This window comes from Ereboglobus luteus (assembly GCF_003096195.1).
Taxonomy (GTDB): domain Bacteria; phylum Verrucomicrobiota; class Verrucomicrobiia; order Opitutales; family Opitutaceae; genus Ereboglobus; species Ereboglobus luteus.
In genome coordinates this window covers 3241635-3261091 of the sequence record NZ_CP023004.1, presented here as the reverse complement: position 1 = coordinate 3261091, position 19457 = coordinate 3241635, and the positions used below count along the sequence as shown (strand labels likewise).

General features: G+C 59.7%; 17 protein-coding genes. 11 read left to right on the top strand and 6 right to left on the bottom strand.

Going from position 1 to position 19457, the window contains the following annotated elements; translation table 11 throughout:
- The first annotated feature begins 26 nt into the window (after nucleotides 1–26).
- From CKA38_RS11910 to CKA38_RS11900, 3 genes are all read left to right on the top strand, one after another.
- Nucleotides 27–1151 (top strand): carbohydrate binding domain-containing protein, encoded by a 1125-nt coding sequence (locus tag CKA38_RS11910; protein WP_161554876.1) that lies wholly within the window; start codon nucleotides 27–29, stop codon nucleotides 1149–1151.
- Nucleotides 1148–2002: a metallophosphoesterase family protein gene (locus tag CKA38_RS16495; protein WP_236919284.1), complete on the top strand. Its 855-nt coding sequence runs from the start codon at nucleotides 1148–1150 to the stop codon at nucleotides 2000–2002. The genes CKA38_RS11910 and CKA38_RS16495 overlap by 4 nt, the downstream gene beginning before the upstream one ends.
- Before the next feature lie 97 nt (nucleotides 2003–2099).
- Entirely contained in the window at nucleotides 2100–2906 is an 807-nt protein-coding gene (locus CKA38_RS11900; RefSeq protein ID WP_108825671.1) for a Cof-type HAD-IIB family hydrolase, read from the top strand.
- A 119-nt stretch (nucleotides 2907–3025) separates the two neighbouring features.
- On the opposite strand, the gene CKA38_RS11895 is transcribed toward CKA38_RS11900, so the two are convergent.
- The 3 genes from CKA38_RS11895 to CKA38_RS11885 all read right to left on the bottom strand — a co-directional run bounded on the left by CKA38_RS11895 (nucleotide 3026) and on the right by CKA38_RS11885 (nucleotide 7525).
- On the bottom strand, nucleotides 3026–3961 hold the full coding sequence (locus CKA38_RS11895; RefSeq protein WP_108826567.1) for a DMT family transporter: 936 nt from the start codon (nucleotides 3959–3961) through the stop codon (nucleotides 3026–3028).
- A 151-nt stretch (nucleotides 3962–4112) separates the two neighbouring features.
- On the bottom strand, nucleotides 4113–5888 hold the full coding sequence (locus tag CKA38_RS11890) for a proline--tRNA ligase (protein ID WP_108825670.1): 1776 nt from the start codon (nucleotides 5886–5888) through the stop codon (nucleotides 4113–4115).
- A 239-nt stretch (nucleotides 5889–6127) separates the two neighbouring features.
- A complete protein-coding gene (locus CKA38_RS11885; RefSeq protein WP_108825669.1) occupies nucleotides 6128–7525 on the bottom strand; it encodes an acetylxylan esterase in 1398 nt (465 codons plus the stop codon).
- Nucleotides 7526–7718: 193 nt separating this feature from the next.
- Here CKA38_RS11885 and CKA38_RS15765 point away from each other — a divergent pair, with 193 nt between their 5' ends.
- The gene (locus CKA38_RS15765) at nucleotides 7719–9608 is read left to right on the top strand and encodes a DUF4177 domain-containing protein (protein ID WP_161554874.1); all 1890 of its coding nucleotides are present in this window, start codon (nucleotides 7719–7721) and stop codon (nucleotides 9606–9608) included.
- A 205-nt stretch (nucleotides 9609–9813) separates the two neighbouring features.
- Nucleotides 9814–10389 (top strand): RsmD family RNA methyltransferase, encoded by a 576-nt coding sequence (locus tag CKA38_RS11870; protein ID WP_108825667.1) that lies wholly within the window; start codon nucleotides 9814–9816, stop codon nucleotides 10387–10389.
- Between the two features lie 161 nt (nucleotides 10390–10550).
- On the opposite strand, the gene CKA38_RS11865 is transcribed toward CKA38_RS11870, so the two are convergent.
- Both CKA38_RS11865 and CKA38_RS16985 read right to left on the bottom strand, forming a co-directional pair.
- Nucleotides 10551–11204, bottom strand: a complete 654-nt coding sequence (locus tag CKA38_RS11865) for an IclR family transcriptional regulator domain-containing protein (protein WP_108825666.1) — start codon at nucleotides 11202–11204, stop codon at nucleotides 10551–10553.
- Nucleotides 11111–11371 carry a helix-turn-helix domain-containing protein gene (locus CKA38_RS16985; protein ID WP_108825665.1) on the bottom strand — a complete coding sequence of 87 codons (261 nt, stop codon included), beginning with the start codon at nucleotides 11369–11371 and terminating at the stop codon, nucleotides 11111–11113. Before CKA38_RS16985 ends, CKA38_RS11865 begins: the two co-directional genes overlap by 94 nt.
- A gap of 253 nt (nucleotides 11372–11624) precedes the next feature.
- On the opposite strand from CKA38_RS16985, the gene CKA38_RS11855 reads away from it, so the two are divergent.
- From CKA38_RS11855 to CKA38_RS16750, 6 genes are all read left to right on the top strand, one after another.
- Nucleotides 11625–13163, top strand: a complete 1539-nt coding sequence (locus CKA38_RS11855; protein ID WP_236919021.1) for an endo-1,4-beta-xylanase — start codon at nucleotides 11625–11627, stop codon at nucleotides 13161–13163.
- A gap of 314 nt (nucleotides 13164–13477) precedes the next feature.
- Nucleotides 13478–14722 (top strand): MFS transporter, encoded by a 1245-nt coding sequence (locus CKA38_RS11850; protein ID WP_108825664.1) that lies wholly within the window; start codon nucleotides 13478–13480, stop codon nucleotides 14720–14722.
- Nucleotides 14719–15909, top strand: coding sequence for an enolase C-terminal domain-like protein (locus CKA38_RS11845; protein ID WP_108825663.1), 1191 nt, complete (start codon nucleotides 14719–14721; stop codon nucleotides 15907–15909). Before CKA38_RS11850 ends, CKA38_RS11845 begins: the two co-directional genes overlap by 4 nt.
- A gap of 25 nt (nucleotides 15910–15934) precedes the next feature.
- Nucleotides 15935–16705, top strand: coding sequence for an SDR family NAD(P)-dependent oxidoreductase (locus CKA38_RS11840; RefSeq protein WP_108825662.1), 771 nt, complete (start codon nucleotides 15935–15937; stop codon nucleotides 16703–16705).
- Between the two features lie 37 nt (nucleotides 16706–16742).
- Complete coding sequence (locus CKA38_RS11835) at nucleotides 16743–17486, top strand: RraA family protein (RefSeq protein WP_108825661.1); 744 nt, start codon at nucleotides 16743–16745, stop codon at nucleotides 17484–17486.
- A gap of 100 nt (nucleotides 17487–17586) precedes the next feature.
- Entirely contained in the window at nucleotides 17587–17712 is a 126-nt protein-coding gene (locus tag CKA38_RS16750) for a hypothetical protein (RefSeq protein WP_257791567.1), read from the top strand.
- A gap of 19 nt (nucleotides 17713–17731) precedes the next feature.
- Here the strand turns inward: CKA38_RS16750 and CKA38_RS11830 are convergent, their stop codons facing one another.
- Nucleotides 17732–19420, bottom strand: coding sequence for a tetratricopeptide repeat protein (locus tag CKA38_RS11830; protein WP_152032835.1), 1689 nt, complete (start codon nucleotides 19418–19420; stop codon nucleotides 17732–17734).
- Between the last annotated feature and the right edge of the window lie 37 nt (nucleotides 19421–19457).

The following is a 19457-nucleotide window of genomic DNA, read 5'->3' as shown; positions in this document are numbered from 1 at the left end:
CAACTTTAATCCCGCCCATAACATCCATGAAAAAATCGCTCCTCGCCTTCCGCATTCTTCCGGCCCTCGCCCTTCTGGCTTTCATTTTTTCCACCGCCGCCCAGGCCGGCATCATCGTCAATGCCGATTTCGAAAAAGGCGTTCCGCCCGAAATCAAAAGCTTCCAATCCAGCGTCGAGATCGACACCACCCGGGCTCGTTCCGGAAACGCCTCCCTGCGCGTCACCAAGAAAGACAAGACGACTTGGGGCACCGCCTTTTTCAACCTCGACGGCCTCATGAACTTCCCCGACGGCTGCGAGTTCTCGCTCTGGGTTTATGGCGAGCGCGGCTCCAAGATTTCCGCCTACATCTCCGCCGCCGACCCCGGCAAATCCGGCCGCTACACCGCCGTCAGCGCCATCGGCACAATCAAAAACGGCCAATGGAGCAAACTCAGGGGAAAAATCTACCCCGGCGACCTCGGCCGCGGTGAGCGTGACGTGCGCCTCATCATCCGCACACATGGCACATGCTGGATTGACGACGTCAGGCTCACCTCCGGTTCCAGCACCGCCTCGCCCGCCCAAGCCTGGCCGGAAGTCGAGACCGCCATGCACAAGACCGCCAGCCGCCGCGTCACCGCAATCAAGCCCGGCGACGCCGTCACGCTTGATGCGCGCAACGCCGCGCTCGTCCCCGACACCGCCCTCGCCCAAACCACACTCCCCAATGATACCGCCGTGGCCATTCCCGCCGAGGGCATCCTCGTTTTCGCCATCGACGCCAAGGACGAAATCACCCTCGCCGGCACTCTCCAGCTTGAGCCCGACGCCGACCTGCGCCCCGGTCTCCGCGCAACAGTTCTCGCCAACAACACCGTCATCGCCGCCCCCGCCGTGAAAGCCGACGCCCCGTGGCGGGATGTCCGCACCGAGGATCGCCCCGGCGCGCTTCCCAACATCACCGGCCAGCGCCCGTCCCCGCCGTCACCCTTGCGCCCGTCCACCTCCCCAAGGGTCGCCACTATATCACCGTGGCCGGTCCGCACATCCGCCCCGGCGGCACGCTCACCCGTCTCGAACTCACCGCCAAATCCGCCGAAAAACCGCTCTACGCCTTCGGCTTTTTCTCCGACACCCACCTCGGCTACGGACGCCCCGTGTGGATGAACACCAAACTCAACACCCGCGCCGCCAGCGCGCTCGAAACCGCGCTCCGCCAGCTCAAGCAGGAAAAAGCCTCCTTCGCCATCATCGGAGGCGACATGACCGACGGCGGCAGACCCAGTCAGTATGAGGCGCTCGCCGGCGCCGTCCGTCGCGCAGGGCTCCCCGTTTACGGCTGCCTCGGCAACCACGACACTCTCGTTGACGCCCGCAAGTCCATAGCCGCCACCATCCCCGAGCTCTTTCCCAAGGGCGCCGAAAACACCGACTACGACTTCACCCGTTCTCCCGTGCGTTTCATCGTCCTCAACGGCTCCAACTGGCTCGGCAAAGGCGGCGTCATTCAATCCTACCGGGGCAATAAAGACGACCGGATCACTTATCGCGCAAACATCACCGATTGGCTTCGCAACACCCTCGCCAAGGACACCGCCACTCCCACCATCGTCGTCTCCCACTATCAGTTTTATCTCAAACGCGGCGTCTCCGACACCACCGGCTACAACCTCGGCGACGGCCCGGCGATGGACAAAAAGATCATGCCTGTCCTCGCCGCCGCGCCCAACGTCGTCGCCACCCTGAACGGCCACCTGCACCACAACACTGTTTCCAACTACCACGGCATCACCACCATTCAAAACCCCGCCTTCGCCGAGTGGCCCAACGCCTACCGCGTGTGCCGTGTTTATCCCGACCGCATGGAATGGGAAGTGCGCCAGTTCTCCAATCGCGGCCTCATCCGCGAAGGCGTTGTCCACGAAAAAGCCCTCCTCTGGATGCTCTCCACCAGCGAAGGCGACCTCTCCGGCACCGTCAACTTCGCCCGCCGCCAAATGGAGCGCGACCAGCCGTGACAGATTAATGCCGGACCGCCGGCGCCGCCATTTTCAGGCCCGACAGTATTTAAAACATTGTCCTGCCCTCCCACTTTGCGGCATCACTTGACGCGCAATGCCAAGAAAATTTCGCCTCGCAGCAATCGACATCGACGGGACGCTCATCCACAACCCCTCGCTCATCATCAGCGAAGCCAATCGCAACGCCATCGCCCGCATGCAGGACGCAGGCATCGAAATCGCGCTCGCCTCCGGACGCCATCACGCATCGATGCTCCCCTTCGTCGCCCAGCTCTCCGGCCTCCGCTGGATGGTCTCGTCGCAAGGCTGCGAAGTCTCCGACATCTCCCGTCGCGAAGTGCTCGAAAAAGTCTTCATCCCCGCGTCCGTCGCGCAACAAGCCATCACTCTCGGACGCTCCCTTGGTTACGCCATCGCCGTGTATGCCGACGATGGAATCTACCGGCTCGACGCCCCGGAAAAAATCGAGGCCTACGCCGGGCTCGACGGCGGCAAAATCACTGAAATCACCGACGCCCAAGCCCTCGAAAAACCACTCCTGAAAGTCATGTGGACGGGCGACGAAAACAGCATGACCGGCATCGAAACCATGCCCGAACTCGCCACGCTCGACGCCACCCACGTGCGCACGCACACCTACCTTTACGAATTCCTTCCCAGCGGCGTCACCAAGGGAACGGGCGTGGCGAGGCTTGCCGCCCACCTCGGCATCAGCGCCGACGAAACAATCGCCTTCGGCGACGCCGAAAACGACATCCCCCTTTTCCAATGGGCGGGCTTTTCCGTGGCCATGCCGAGCCGGTGGCCCGCCGCACGCGCCGCCGCCACCATCACCGCCCCCGACGGCCCGCCCGAAACCGCCTTCGCCCGCAGCGTGGAAAAAGCAGTCGATTTTTCGTGACACCAAATCGAAGCCGCGTCGCGTCGCCCGCCGCCCATTGAACACGTCCAAAAAATCCGCGCCAAAAGTGTAGCCGAAAAGGTTACACTTTTCCGAACCGGGCGCGATTGCGACGTGTGTCAGGATTTCTTTTTTGGCTCCCTCACATACGTCACCAGAAAAATCCCCGCGCACACGCAAACCAGCGCCACGAGGTTTTTCCACTCCAGCAATTTTTCGCCCAAAAACATGGCTGAAAGCGCCGCGCCGAAAATTGGCACCGTGAACTGGAAAATCGAAAACAGGCTCACCGGATTATGCTTCAGCAATGTCGCCATGATCGCAAACGCGGCCGACGAAAGCAGCGCCATGTAACAAAGCAACGCCGTCGATGCCGGCGTGAACCCCGTCAGCGAGCCGCCCATCGCGTAACCGAGCACAATGAGCAACACGCCGCCGATGCTCAGCTGCCACGCGGTCATCACCACGCTGTCCATCCCTTGCGAAATGACCTTTCCGTAGATGCTCGACACCGCCAGCACCAGCGCGGCGATCACCAGAAAGCCCTCGCCCGTGAACGTGAAATGCAGGTCAAGCAAATCGCGGCTGAAATTGACAAAAATCACACCGAGAAACCCAATCACGCACCCGGCCACCACGCGCGCGGTCAACCGCTCGGCCTTGAAGACAAAATGCGCGGCAATCACGCTGAAAAACGTCGTCGTGCCGTTCATGATCGCGCCCTTCACGCCCGTCGTGTGGGAAAGCCCGATATAAAAAAAGATATACTGCAACGTCGTCATCCCCACCCCGAGCAAGGCGAGCCGCCCGAACAAACCCGCGCCGATGTCGAATGCCTTCCGCCCCGTCGCCGCGCAAAATCCAATCAAAAACAAACCCGCCGCGAAAAAGCGGTAGCCCGCGAAAAGAAATTTTCCCGCGGTGTCATCCGGTCCGATCGAGAACAACGAATAACCGGTTTTGATCGCCGGATACGCGCTGCCCCAAAGCAGGCACGCCAGCAACGACAAGCTGCAAACCACGCGCTTGTCCGTGATCCATGCCCGGCCTTTCATGCCGGCGCCAAACTTTCTGATGATTTCGAGTTGAACACAATAATGCCGAGGAAAAGACAAACGGCGGCATCCTCAAGTTGCCATTCCGTGAATTATGTTCGTTCAGTCAGAAGCGTCTCCGATCTGAACGAACAAAAAGAATTGTCACGAATCAGGCCTTGGGCGCGGCGTCGTTTGCCGCCTTCACCGCCGCCGAGACACGCTCAAGCGCTTCCGCGACCGGAATCTTCGCAACGTCTTTTTCGTGACGCCACTTCATTTCGATCACGCCCTCCTTGAGGCCTTTTCCACCGATCGTTATGCGCAACGGCACGCCGATCAAATCGGCGTCCTTGAACTTCACGCCCGGGCGCTCGGCGCGGTCGTCGACGAGCACATCCGCGCCCGCTTGCTCGGCGGCCTCCGCAACCTTGCGCGCCATTTCGGCGGCATCGGCGGCTTGCGGATCAAGCAGGCAAACGAGCACTTGGAACGGCGCCACCGGCCACGGCCAGATGATGCCGTCGGCATCGTGCCCCTGTTCGATGATCGCCTGCATCGTGCGGCTGATGCCGATGCCGTAGCTGCCCATCACCATGAGGTGCTGCTGCTTTTGGTCGTCGGTGTAAACCGCGCCGTATTTTTCCGAATACTTCGTGCCGAGCTTGAAAATGTGGCCGACCTCGATGCCCCGGCGCACCTTCAGCGGCTTGCCCGAAACCGGGCAAGGCTCGCCCGGACGCACGCGGCGGAAATCGCCAAACTTCGTGATCGCGAGATCGCGCGCCACGTTGACATTGCGCAAATGGAAACCGTCCTTGTTCGCCCCCGTGGTTCCGTTGCCGACGAGCTGGATCGCCCGGTCGGCAAAAATACCCGCGAGCGCGCCGGGATCTTTGATCGTGCCCTTGACCGCGCCAAGACTGCCGGGTTTCGCGCCGAGCACCGGCTCGATTTCCTCGGGCGTGGCGGGGCGGCACAACGCAAAACCGAGCGAGCCGAGCTTCGCCTCCTCAAGCTCGTCGTTGCCGCGCAAAATCACGATGAACGGTTTTCCGTCGCCGATGTAAACGAGCGTCTTGAATTGTTTGTCGGCGGCCACGTTGTAAGGCGCGGCCTCGAGCTGCGCGATGGTCGTCACGCCCGGCGTCGCGAATTCCTCAACCGCTCCGACAGGCGCGGCCTCGGCCAGGTCCTTCGGCACAATGGCGCTGGTGGCTTTTTCGCGATTGGCAGCATAGCCGCTTTCCTCGCAGTAAATGATGTCGTCGTCGCCCACCTCGGCGGGCACCATGAACTCGTGCGAAAAACTGCCGCCCATCACGCCCGTGTCGGCCTCGACGGCAATCGCCTGCACGCCGAGCCTGCGGAAAAACGCCTCGTAGGCGGCCTTCATTGCCATGTAGCTCGTGGTCGCACTTTCGTCGTTCGCATCAAACGAATACGCGTCCATCATGATGAACTCTCGCGCGCGCATGAGCCCGTAGCGGGGACGGATCTCGTTGCGGAATTTCGTGGCGATTTGATAAAAGTTTTTCGGCAGGTCGCGATAGCTTGTGATCTCGGCCTTGACGATAGGCGTGATGATTTCCTCGTGCGTGGGCCCGAGCACAAACTCCGGCTCCTTGGCCGCGCCCAGTGTGGCGCTCGCGCTGTCGGCGCGGAACATGATTTCGCGCGCCGCCGCCCAACGCGGGCCGTTTGTCCAGCTCTCGGCGGGATGCACATGGGGCATCCAAAGCTCAATGCCGCCGCCACGGTCGATTTCCTCGCGGCAGATTTGCGTGATCTTGTGAATGGCCCGCAGCCCGAACGGCATGTAGGTGTAAAGGCCGCCGCCCAATTTGCGCACGATGCCCGCGCGCACGAGCAGTTTGTGCGAGGGGATTTCAGCGTCGGCGGGGCTTTCCTTGAGCGTCGGGATGAAGAACTTGGACCAGTATTTCATAAAAATTAAACCGCGAAGAGAAACAGCGCCCGCGCCATGAGACAAGTGGCAAAGTGAGATTTCAGGCATCGCGAGCATGTCCCGGAATTCCGCGGGGATATATTATCCCTCCCGCGAAATCATCGCCGATCGCAGACCCAATTGCGCAAATCTTGTTTCCGCCGCGAACCGCACTCGATAAAAAAAAACGCGGGGACGCCGCAAACGACGACCCCGCGTGCTTCGCTCGATATCAATTATTAAAGATTTGCCGCCGGCAGTTTCAGAAAATCAACAATCCATGCATTCACCGCGTCGGCTGCCTCGGGGATGATCGGGTGGCCCGCGATCAATGCCAGATCGAGCACCTTCGGCGCCTTGATTTGGTTGTAGGCCGCGTGCATCGACGTGGGCGGGCAGGTCTCGTCATTGTAGCCCCAATAATAATGCCCCGGCGCCTTGATGCGCTTGGCGAAATTCACCGCGTCGTAATAACTCGTCGTCTCGATCTTGAGCGGGTTTTCGGCGTGGAAGTTTTTGCCCGTTTTCGAGTCAGGCCTGAACATGTGCGGCCAGCCGCCGGCGCGGCCGTGCAGGTAACCGGTCACGTCGCAATACGCGGGGAATTGCGCGGCGCAGCCCGTCACGCGCGGGTCGAGCCCCGACGTCACGATCGTGAGTTGTCCGCCTTGCGAACCGCCCGTCACGACGAGGTCCTTGCCGTTCCAGTTGGGCAGCGATGTCAGGTAGTCGTTCGCGCGCACGCAGCTCAGGTAAACACGGCGGTAATAATACGCATTCTTGTCGTCCAAGTTATACAGATGATAACCGCGCAGCGTGCTGCTGCGCATCTGGTCGTAGGCTTCCGGAATCAGGTTCACGGGAAAGCCGTGGATGCCCACGGTGAGCGTGATCGCGCCGCGCTCGGCGAGGCTTGTGTTCACCGGCACATAGGGGCGCACGCCAGCGCCCGGCACGCGCAAAATCGCGGGATATTTGCCCGGCGCCTTCGGTTCGCAAAGAATTCCGTAGAAGCGGCTCTGGTAACGCCCGCCCGCCGAGCCCACCGTGCGAAAACTCACATGGTAAACATTCACCGTCGAGGTGCAGTATTCCGGCAGCAGCGTGCGCTTCGCATCGAGCGGAATCTTTGCGAGCTCGGCCTTGCCCTCGTTCCAAAACGCGTCGAAGTCCTTCGGCTCGGTCTGGGTCGGCTTGATTTTTTCCGGCTCAAATCCCGCCGTCGCCAAACCGCGGTAGTTTTTTCCGCCCACGTTTGCCGTCACCACGCAACGCAGGAAACCCGGCGTCTTCATCGTGCCGCCGTCGATCACGAGGCCGTTCGCGGACACGACCGCCTTCACCTCCTCGGCGGGCATCATGTCGGGAGCCACGCGATAAGCGACGCGCACGCCCTCCAGCAGCTCGTTGTCAGCCATCACCCTCACGGTGAATTTCACCTTCTCGCCGACCTTGTAAGACCAATCCTGATGATCGGGCGAAACGATAATCTGCACGCTAGCCACGCGCTTCTGCGCCACGGCGGGCACCGGCGCGATCTCGTTCGTGTCCGGCGCGGCCAGCGCCACCGCGCCCGACAAAACCGCCAGCGCCGCGCAAGAACCAATAAAACGGGTAAACCTATTTTTAGTAAGCATAGTGCCGTCCCTTTTAGCCGTGAGCGCCGTGGAAACAAGCGCGTAAAAATTCGTCCCGTAAAATCTCCAAGAAATAAGTCTCGGCAAACCCCGCGCGATTTGGGATGCCTTGCGCGTCGTCAGTTTTACAAATTCAGCGGACGACCCAGCCAATTTCACTCCGCACCCGTCACTCTTCACACTTTTCACACACATGGCCCTCTGGGAATACAAAGTCATCACAAGCGGCATCCACGGATTCGCCACGCCCGCGCTCCTCGAAACCTATCTCAACAACCTCGGCAAGGACGAATGGGAAATCGTCAACTACCAGCCCTCGCCGACAAACTCGCTCGCCTTCACCGGCCTCGTCCGCCGCCCCACGCAACGCGACTGGACACCGCCCGCCGCGCTCGTCCCGGTCACGCCGCCACCCGCCGCCGACGACGTAACGCAGACTGCCAAGTCTGCCCCATCCGCCCCCGCCGCCGAAGCGTCGCAAACACCGCCCGCCCCCGCCGACACCGAATCCCCCGCCGCGCCCGCCGCCGCCGATTCCGACAATTCAAAATCCGCCGCCACCCTCCGCCCCGTCCGCGACACCGAGCGCGACCACGACCCCGAGGCCCTCGCCGAGGATGACGACACGGACGACGAATGGGACGACCTCGATTTCGACGATGACCTCCCGACCTTCTTCGACGCGCTCAAGCCCCACATGCGCAACAACCAAAAAGGCCCCGGCCAGTCCGTCGCCGTCGATTACCTCGTCAAACGCTGGCAACTCCCCGAGCGCGACATCGTAGGCGCGCTCAAGGAATGCGGACTCACCATCCCCGAGGCCGAGGACGCCAAACCCGAGTATTTCGAATTCGAGGACGACCTCTACTGGGTGAACCGCAACAACCGCGGACAACTCTTCATCAACACCCGCGAAAAACCGCAGCCCAAGTTCCGCACCGTCCCCGCCACCCCGCTCTCGCCCGACGATCCCGCCTACGCGGAACTCGCCGCCGAGCGCGCCGAGGAAAAAGCCCGCGTCGAAAAACGAAACGCCGAGCGCGCCGCCCGTGCCGAGGAAGCCGCCAAGCGCCGCGCCGAACGGCAGGAGGCATCCGCAAAAGAAGCCTCCTCGGAAGAATCCGCCCCCGCTGGTTCCGACACTGAAAATTCAGATCAAAAAACTGCAATCACGCCGGCGGATGTCGGCCCCGACGCCCCCATCCTCGAACGTATCCGCCCGAAAATGCGCCGCAACCGCCACGGCCCGGGCATCTCCGGCAGCGTCGGCTTCCTGGCCCGCGCGCTCGAAACCACCGACGAGGAACTCACCGCCGCGCTCACCGACCTCGGCCTCCAAATCCCTGCCGCGCCCAACGAAAAACCCACCTTCGTCGAAATCGGCACCTCGCTCTACTGGCTCAACAAGGACAACCGCGGCAACATCTGGATCAACGCCCGCGACAACAAAAACGGCGCCAAAAAAGCCACGCCCCCCGCCGACGCCGATGGTGCGCAGACTGCCAAGTCCGCCCCCTCCGACCCCGTCGCAGAAGTGCCACCCGCGACACCCGATTCGACACCCCCGCCACCGGACGCACCTGCCGACACAAACGCCGCAAACGACGCCCCAGCGCCCGCCCCCGACGCCGCCCCCATTCCGCATTCCGAACTCCGCACTCCGCATTCTCCCCTGGATCTCGTCCGCCCGCTGCTCAAATCCAACAAACGCGGCAGCGGCGTATCCGGCGAAGTCGGTTATCTTGCGCGCGCGCTAGACCAAGGCGAAACCGAGTTTGTCGCCGGGCTGACCAACGCCGGACTGGTCGTGCCGCCCGACGCCGACACAAAGCCCACCTTCGTCGAGCACAACGGCGAGATATTCTGGTTCGGCCTCTTTGAAAAAGCCGGCGAAACCTCAGTCTGGCTCAACGCCAAACCCGCCAAGGCAAAACGCAAAACCACCGGAGCCCCCGCGCCCGCAAGCCCAAGGCCAAAGCCAAGCCGGACGCCGATCAACCCGCCGCCGAATAATAACGGATCGCTGAATGATCTCGCACGATTTGCCCCTGCCGCGACTCAATCAAATCGAAGCCAAATATGAATGCAGACCAGAATAGCCGCAAAAAAGCACAAGAGGCACAAAAGGGGAAAATTCCGTTCTTTGCGACTTCTGCGCCTCTTTGCGGCCAATCGGTTTGTATCCGGCAAAGCTCGTCGTGAAGTCGTCGCATCATGTATTTGATTATTCGCGTCCATCGGCGGTTAAACCCCGGGTTTCAGGCTTAATTAGAAATAACTCCTAACCCATGCGCATAAGCGGAGGCAAAGCACGAGGAATCCCGCTCACCGTCCCCAAAGGCGACGCCGTCCGGCCCGCGACCGACGGACTCCGCCAATCCGTTTTCTCCAGCATCGCCTCGCGCATTCCCGGCGCGCATTTCCTCGACCTCTGCGCCGGCAGCGGCTCCTACGGACTCGAAGCCATCAGCCGCGGCGCGGCGAGCGGTTGTTTTGTCGAAAAAAACGCAAAAGCCGCAACCTGCCTCCGCGCCAACATTGCCGCCGTCTGCAAAAGCGCGGCGCACGACCCACGCACGCTCCACGTCTCCCAATGTGATCTCGCCGCCTGGACGCCCCCCGCCGGCTCGCCTCCGCCCGAACTCGTCTTCATCGACCCGCCCTACGAAATAATAGACAACCTCGCCCCCATCTTCTTTGCCAAAACCGCCGAATGGCTCGCCGCAAGCACCGACCCCGTGATCGTTTTCGAAATGCCCGGCGAACTCACGCTCACCACACCTCCCGCTTGGACCCTCGCCAAACGCCTCGGCGGCAAAAGCCCCCGCCAACCCACCGTCTGCTTCTACCTGCGCACAAAGTAGAGCGAGCCGGGAAGAAGTATATTCACCACGGAGACACGGAGAATCACGGAGTCCGGAGGAAGAAGAAAAAGAATCCAGAACACATGAGGCAGCTCATCAGTCATTCTGGCCAACTGGCTCTCTGGCTTTCTGGTCTCCTAGCTCTCTGATCTCCGTGCTCCTCAGTGTTCTCCGTGGTGAATGTTTTCTGACTGGCTTTCCAAAAGATGCGCACAACCACCCGCGGTGAAACGTATCTCACGCACAAGCTCCGCCCGCATCGGCGGCGCGAAATCTTGGGAAAACCCCAGCAGCGTGATTGAGGCGGTCAGCCCGTGCCGCTCCACCAGCAACGGGGCTGATAATGTGTGCAACTGGGGCTGGTAGGATCCCGTGTCGAAACAGTATCCGTCCCGCCGGCACTCCCCCACCCGGCGCTCGGCATCCGCCCGCTTTTGGTAGCGCCATGCCTCCGCGGGGGCCGCATCCAAAATCCGCTTCGCCTCCGATTCCGGCAACGAGGCAAGAATCGCCGCGCCGCTTGATCCGAGCGCCAGTGGAAAACACGCGCCCACGCGCGTCGAGATTGCCGTGCTGCGCGGCGAACCCGCCACAAACACAGTCACTGCGGAGTCCCCTTGGCGCAGGCTCAGTTTCGCCGTCAATCCGGCCGTTCGAGCCAGTGCCAGCAACGGTTCGCGGACACTCCCGACGAGCAATTCGTTCTGCAACAGCGGGCGCATCAACGGCGCGAGCCCGTAGGACAGTGCAAACGCCCCCCCGCGCCGGGCTGCAGCCAGCCGGCGACTCGGAAACTTTGCAGGATGCGATAGCATGTCGTCGGCGAAACTCCCAGCGCCGCCGCAAGCTCCTTGGGCGTTTCCGCCTCACCGCGCGCCACGGACTCGAATATCCGCAGCGCCTTCAACAATACCGGCACCGTGTGCGGTGGTATGCTGGAAGACGTTTTTTTCTCCGATCTCTTTCCCTTGTTGGACTTCATTTTTTCAAGATTTGGATTTCATGCGCATTCATTTCAGAAAAAAACAAATCAATCGTCATAATTTTTTCAATACAGAAAAATATTAATTCAATTTTATCTTGAGTTACCTCCTTCCTACGGCCGTAGTTTTACCCGTAACACGCCCCCCGCGCCTCGCCACCGAAACCGACTTTGACCGCATAAGAACCCTTTTGAAAACAATCCCCCATTCGCATTCCTCCCCTCGCTTTTTCCAATGTCATCACCACTTGCCATGAAACCCAAAAATACACTCCTCCTACTGGCGGTCCTCGGACTGTCCTCTCTTGCAATCGCCGATCCCATGTCGCCCGCCTACTGGGAACAGTGGAACCCCAAAGTGCAGGAAAAAATCGACCGCGACATCGACAAAAACCGCAAGGCTGACGCCATTATAAAACTGCCCCGCGTCATCCCCGCGGGAGCCGATATCAAAATCGAGCAAGTCACGCACGATTTTGTCTTCGGCGCGCATATATTCAATTTCAACCAGCTCGGCACCCCCGAGCGGAATCGCAAATACAAGGAGCTTTACGGCTCGCTGTTCAATTCGGCAACAGTGCCCTTTTATTGGAAAAAATTCGAGATGCAGCCGGGCAAGCCGCGATTCAAGGGGGAGATCCGCGACACCGAGGCATACTGGAACGAGGTCACTCAAAATGGAGACCCGAAAAAACAGCCCCATTGGCGGCGTCCCGCGACCGATCCAATCGTCGAGTTTTGCGAAAGCAAGGGCGTCCGCATGCTTGGGCACCCTCTCGTATGGGGAATCAAAAGCTGGCATCACCCCGAATGGCTGTTCACCCGGTTCTGCCCGGAGGATGAAAAGGAAAAGATCAAACGCATCGGGGGCGCCAAGAATCTCCACAAGCTTCCGGTCGCGGAAATCGAAAAAATGCTCCCCGTCTACACAAGCGAGTTAAACCGGCACATGGAAAGGCGCATTGCGGAGATCGCGAAGTATTACGGAAACCGTTTGCAGAGCTGGGACGTGGTCAACGAAAGCGTGAAGGATTTCAAAGGCACCAGCGTGACCGGAAACGCCGTGTGCAGCAGCGCATATGGCGTGCTGCTGCCCGGCGACTACACGCACAAGGCGTATGCGATCGCCGATCGCGTTTTCCCAAAGTCGGTGTTGTTTAATATCAACGAAACCACAACGAGGAGCGACGAGCGATATCTCGAACAAGTCATGGACTTGCGGAAAAACGGAAGCCGCATCGACATTCTGGGCGTGCAGTTTCACCTGTTCAACCCGCAACACGGCCTGGATATAGCCGAGGGGAAGCAGCTTAAGTCCCCAAAATATCCGGTGTGGCCCGATCAAATATGGACCCGCATGGACACGCTCTCCAAGGCCGACCTGCCCATTCATTTGAGTGAGATCACAATAACGGCCCCGGGGGATGACGCGCGAGGCCAAGAAATTCAGGCGATCATGGCGCGCAATCTATATAGAATGTGGTTCAGCATCAAAAACATGATGGGAATCACCTGGTGGAACGTCGTGGATGGTTGCGGCGTGCGCGGCGAGCCCACCACCACCGGTCTTTTCACGCGCGACATGCAGCCCAAGCCCTCTTTCCACGCCCTCAACCAACTCATCAACCACGAGTGGAAAACAAACATGACCATAAAAAATCCCGGCACCGGCACCGCCGCCTTTCGCGGATTCAAGGGCAAGTATAAAATCACCTGGCGCGACGCCTCCGGCCGGGATCGCACCGCCACCTTCCACCTGAAAACCGACGGCGACTCCGTCACCCTTGAATAATATTATTACACAATAAAACCTTATATCGCGGGGCCGCGCCGTATGCGACCCCGCGTGCGCGAAAAGCCACCCGCATACGCATCCATTATATAATACCAACGCCCTTAATCTTTTGGGTTTTGGTATGGCGAGCCCTCCGAGTGAGTGGTTAACGGCTCACCCGGAGGGTTCGACCTATCGCGAATAGCCTGAAATTCATGAGGATGCTGGCATAACGGGCAATCACCAGGCCCGCTCAAGCTGTGCCCGCCGCGAATTGCCTCTTGTATTAAAAATAGTATTAACACCACCATTTTGCCGCCGTCTTTTTTCCCATGAAAACCCCCAAGTCATCCTACAAGTGGCAGCTGGCCTCGCTGTTTTGGGTCGCCTATTTTCTCAACCAGGGCGACCGGCAGATTTTCAACGTGGTCATCCCGTTGATAAAGGCCGATCTCGGTTTGAGCGATGTGCAAATCGGCTGGGTTGTCAGTGCTTTCACGCTTGTTTACGGCGTGCTGGTGCCGGTGGCGGGATTTGCCGGCGACTTGGTCAGTCGCAAAAAAATCGTCTTCCTGAGCCTGCTAATATTCAGCGTTGGCACGCTGCTCACCGGCTTCGCCGGCGGCATTGTTATGCTGATTGTTTTCCGCAGCATCACCACCGGCGGCGGCGAGGCGTTTTATTATCCGGCCGCCACCTCGCTGCTCGCGCAATTCCACCCAAAAACGCGCGCGACAGCCCTCTCATTGCACCAAACCTCGCTCTATGCGGGCATCATCGCGAGCGGCTTTATCGCGGGCTACATCGGCGAGCGCTACGGCTGGCGCGCCGCCTTTTTCACCTTCGGCGGCGTCGGAATCCTCTGGGCGCTGGTCGTGTGGATGAAAGTCCACGACACACCGATGCCGGAGCCGGAAACAAAGGCCGCGCGGCACGGCTTCGCCGAGACGGTGCGCGCCGTTTTTTCACGCCGCACAGTCTGGTTTCTCAGCCTCGCGTTCGGCTGCATGCAAATCGTCAGCGTCGGCTACCTGACCTGGATTCCCACTTATTTGTATGAAAAGTTCGGCCTCTCGCTGGCGCAGGCGGGGCTTCACTCGACCTTGTATCATTTCGTGTTTGCATTCCTCGGCGTCATGCTCGGAGCGCGCATCTCCGACAGGCTTTCCGCGCGCCGAAAAACAATCCGCATGGAAATCGAAATCGCCGGCCTGCTGCTCGGCGCGCCCTTTATCTACTGGATCGCCGTCGCCGGGGACAAGCTGTGGTGCTACGTCGCAATGGGTGCGTTTGGCATATTTCGCGGCATGTATGACTCCAACCTCTTCGCCGCGCTCTACGATGTCATCGAGCCGCGCTACCGCGCCTCCTCCATGGGCGTCATGCTCTCGTTTGCGTTTGTCATCGGCGCCATCGCGCCGGTTCTGCTCGGTTATATAAAAACCGCGGCCGGCCTGGATCTCGGCATCATGCTATTGTCGGTCTTCTACGCGCTGGGCGCCGCGCTCGTTTTAATCGGCATGAAATTCTTTTTCCCAAGGGACTTTTACCAGGAACAACCAAACCAAAAAATATGAAAATTATAGATCTCAAAGTCCGCTGTGTCGCGATTCCAATGAATTGCATGCTGCGCCACAACACCGGCGTCCATCCGGGCTACTTGCTGCGCACCGTGCTCGAACTTGTCACCGACGAGGGAATCGTCGGCCTCGGCGAAGTCGGCGGCGGCGACTCTCGCGGCGCCTTGCTCAAGCTGAAGCCGCGCATCATCGGCGAAAACCCGTTCGACTTGGAAAAAATAAAACTAAAGGTGCTGCGCAGCATTTATTACCTGTCCAACGCGCGTCTCTACGGAGCCATCGAGATGGCTTGCCTCGACATCATGGGAAAGGCGTGCAACGTCCCCGTCCATCGCCTGCTCGGCGGCAAACTGCGTGATGCCATCCCCATGATCGGCTACCTGTTCTGGCGCTACGACCGGCCGGGCGGCGGCGACGACACCACTGCGGAGGACATCGCCAATCACTGCGTGCAGTTGCGCGACGAACTCGGCGTCACGGCCATGAAACTGAAGGCGGGCGTCATGGATCCAATGGAAGAAGTGCGCGCGCTCGAACTCTGCCGCGAAAAACTCGGCCCCGACTTCGGCCTTCGCATTGACCCCAACGGCGTGTGGAGCGTCGCCACAGCGGTCAAGGCCGGCAAGCGCATGGAGCACCTTGAGATTCAATATTTCGAGGACCCCTCGTGGGGACTCGAGGGCATGAGAGCCGTTAAACAACAAGTCCGCATCCCGCTTGCGACAAACATGTATCCGAACAAATTCGACGATCTCGGCCCGTCCATTCACCTCAACTCAATTGATATAATACTCACCGACCTTCACTATTGGGAAGGCCCGCGCGGCGTGAAGGACCTCGCCGCCGTCTGCCGCACGTTTAACCTCGGCGTCGCCATGCACTCCGGGGCCGAATTCGGCATCGAGCTCGCCGCCATGCTTCACACCGCATCCACCATTCCGGAAATGAGCATGCCCGGCGACGCGCATTACCACTACCTGCTCGACGACATTATCGTTGGAGGAAAAATGAAATATGAAAACGGCGCCATCCGCGTCCCCGAAGGTCCCGGCCTCGGCGTCACGCTCGACGAGGACAAAATGGAGAAATACGAGCGCTATTACGAGGAGCACGGCGATTACTACGCCCGTTTTCATCAGGACCCCCGACGCCCCGACTGGTATCCCACCGTCGGCGGCCTCTGATGCGAAAACCCAAGCAAAAATTCAAATGATAAAGCAATTGTTCAACCTCCACGGAAAAACGGCGCTGGTGACCGGCGGTGGCCAGGGCATCGGACGCGCCATCGCGCTGGCGCTGGCCGAAAACGGCGCCGACGTTGTCATAACCTACCTCGGCAACGACGCGCTTGCCTCACAAACCGCCGCCGATGCCGCCGCCCTCGGCGCAAAAACATGGCTGTGGCGCTTCGACATCATGACGGACAACCTGCGCGAAAGCTGGCGCGAATTCGCCGCAGCCAACAACATCAATGTCGATATCCTGGTCACCAACGCCTCGCTGCAAATCCGCCGCGACTGGGAGGCAATCGACGCCGACGAATTCACGCGGCAAATAAACACAAACATCCGCTCGACGCTCCAGTTGATACAAGAAACCACCCCCCGAATGAAACAAACCGGATGGGGACGAATACTAAACATCGGCTCGGTGCAGCAAGTCCGCCCGCACCGGCAAATGCTTGTGTATGCGGCCACGAAATCGGCGCTTGTAAACATGGTCAAAAATCTGGCCGCCCAACTCGCGCCATCGGGAATCACGGTGAACAATCTCGCGCCCGGCACCATCGGCACCGCGCGCAATGAAACCGCGCTGTCCGATCCGGATTACAAAAAACTCGTCGAATCAAAAATCCCCCTCGGAAAAATCGGACGCCCGGAAGACTGCGCCGCCCTCGCCGCGCTGCTCTGCTCCGACGCGGGCCGCTACATCACCGGCGCCGACATCCCCGTCGATGGCGGCATGGGCCTCTGCTTCTGACCGTCGCGCAAACAACAACCACAAACTTTCCTCCACCATGTCCATTGACCAATACAAAAAAGAAGTCGGGATGATGAATCTCGAAAAGTTAATCGCTGAGCGAGAACACACGCCCGACGTGACTTTTCCCGTGCCCGACGAGGAACTGCTCGCACGCTACGAGCAACTCTACGCAGGCGCCGTCAGCGACGTGCTCCGCGAACACGCCCTGCTCGACCAAGGGCTGCCCGGCCACATACTCCCGCTGCGCCCCAACCGCACCGTCGCCGGCTTCGCCTTCACGGTAAAAAGCGCGCCCAACGTCAAAGTCACCGGCGAAATGTCCTACCGCGCGCAAATGCTCTCGGAACTGCCGAAAAACGCATTCATCGCATGGGACACCTCTGGCGACCAAAAAGCCACGCTTTGGGGTGGAGTGATGACGGCCACCGCCGTCAGCCTCGGAGTTCGTGCGGCGCTGATCGACGGCGGCATCCGCGACACACACCAGATACTGGAAAAAGACTTTCCTGTTTTCTACCGATACCGCATTCCCAACGGCAGTCTCGGCCGCTGCCTCATCACGCACTATCAAGTCCCGATTCTCATCGGCGACGTGATCATCCGCCCCGGCGATGTGCTCCTGGGCGACATAGACGGCGTGGTTTGCGTGCCGCGCGCCATCGCCCACGAAGTGCTCTTGCGCGCCGAGGAAATCAAGGCCAACGAAAAAAAGCTCTTCGGCTGGGTCGCCGAAGGCCGGAGCGTGAAACAAATTACCGACGACGGCGGTTATTTTTAACCGGGCCGCAAATCTCATAAATATATCCATCACGGAAATGACAAATCGTGGAAAAATTCTCCATTGAGCACCTTCCGGGCTCGCCGCGAGCATCGCCCCCGTGATCGTTTTCGAAATGCCCGGCGAACTCACACTCGCCACACCTCCCGCGTGGACACTCGCCAAACGCCTCGGCGGCAAAAGCCCCCGCCAACCAACCGTCTGCTTCTACCTGCGTGGTTCTTGACCACGGCATCCATCGCGCGCTATCGCACTGTCCACAAAAAGGAATTCTGGCATTGCATGTTCTGCTCCAGCAGGAGACGCGGAAATTCCACTTCGTAGTTCATGCGCCGCGCCCAGTGAAAAAACGCCTCACGCCGCGCCGGAAAACGCCACCCAAACGCACAAAACAACACCCGCTTCACCTGCGGGGTATACTGGCTCTGTATATACACAGCGGGATTCGCGTCGCCAGTTTGTTCTATTGACTCGGCTGTCCATCTCGGCCCCTTCATGCCACGCTTCATTTTTTCAAGCGCCAGTGTGAAGTATTGTTCCGCAGCCACTGTGTCTCCGTGCTCACAGGCGACAATATACAACAACAGCCAGTTGTAAAAGTTATCCGCCATCGATTTGTCCAGAACGGCGCGCGCCTGCCGGTGGTCGCCCCTGATCAATGCCCGGTTGAACATAACCCAGGGGGCCTCTGCGATTCGTTGCAAATTGTGGACGTAGCCATTCGAGTCCCCCTTGCCATAACAATACGCCGCCTCCAGCACGGCAACAGCATCCATGCGATGCCGGTATGAGACTTCCACGTCAGGCGCCAATTCGTATCCGTTTATGGCAGCATCCTTTTCCTCCTCGCTTCCACCGCAATAGCCCAGCAGATGCATGTATTTCGCCATTGCGAAAAAATCAAAGGGATTTTCATTGCGCAGGCGTTTTACTGTTTCCAAGGCCTCGTCTTTGCGTCCGAGCGCCAGCAACAGCGCGATCCGGTCCACACCCGCACCGGTTGTATCCACATTGGACTGCTCGGCTTTTTCCAGACGAACGAGAGCCAGGTCGAAATCCAGCAAATCCTCCGCCTCGCTCGCCAGTGCCAGCCATGCACTGGCGCATGGTTTTTTTGCGCGCAGGGCTTTTCTGTATAACTCGCCCACCTCGTAGTTGTCCCTGCGGTCGATTCCTCGCGCAATGACATAGAGCAACGCGCCGTCATCCAGATCGGCACCGGCGAGCAGCGGGCGGTAATGACTGTCCATAGTGTTGCTCGGGGGCTGCGAGCGCAGGTAATTTTGGTAGCTTTCATGCCAGGGCACTTGCACGGGGCGGGTGTCGAGGTGCATTTTGAAAAACCGCTCCGCCTCGGCGGGCGTCAGGTAGTGCGCGGCGCACATGCTCACGCGCCTGTCGGACGGATTCAGCCGGCCAAGCCGGTTGAGATAGGCAACCGCGTCGGAGCGTTTGGTTACGCCTTCTATATAAGCAACCATGGATGCCGGCGGCAGGCGCAGCATGTCAACGTGCGAGCGCCAGCCCGTCCACGAACTCGCCATGTCCGGCTTGTCGGAAAAATAATAGTCGGCAACGGGCACTTGGATTATATCCTCGCCGACATGCACCGTGGACTTGTCGTCATACACATACTGGGCGTCGGGGGTTCCTGCTTTGGATATTCCTATTTTTGCGTATAAAATGACAGCCGTGCGGTCGGGGTTGATTATGGTGGCGCTTTTATTAAACAGGCCGCCCAGGAGCGAGCCCCCGTCAATTTCAAATTCGCCCTTGTAATCGACCGCGCCGCCCGGCGCCTCAATTGAGGCGCGCACGGTATGTTTCCCCGATGGAAACGACAGGTGCAGCACGCCCGCGCCTTCCTCAAAGACATGGGGTTTGCCGTCAATATACACAGTGTAGGGACGCCCGATTCCATTGACAATGGTCACCGTGTTATTTTTTCCCAATGGGGCAGCGTTTGCGATG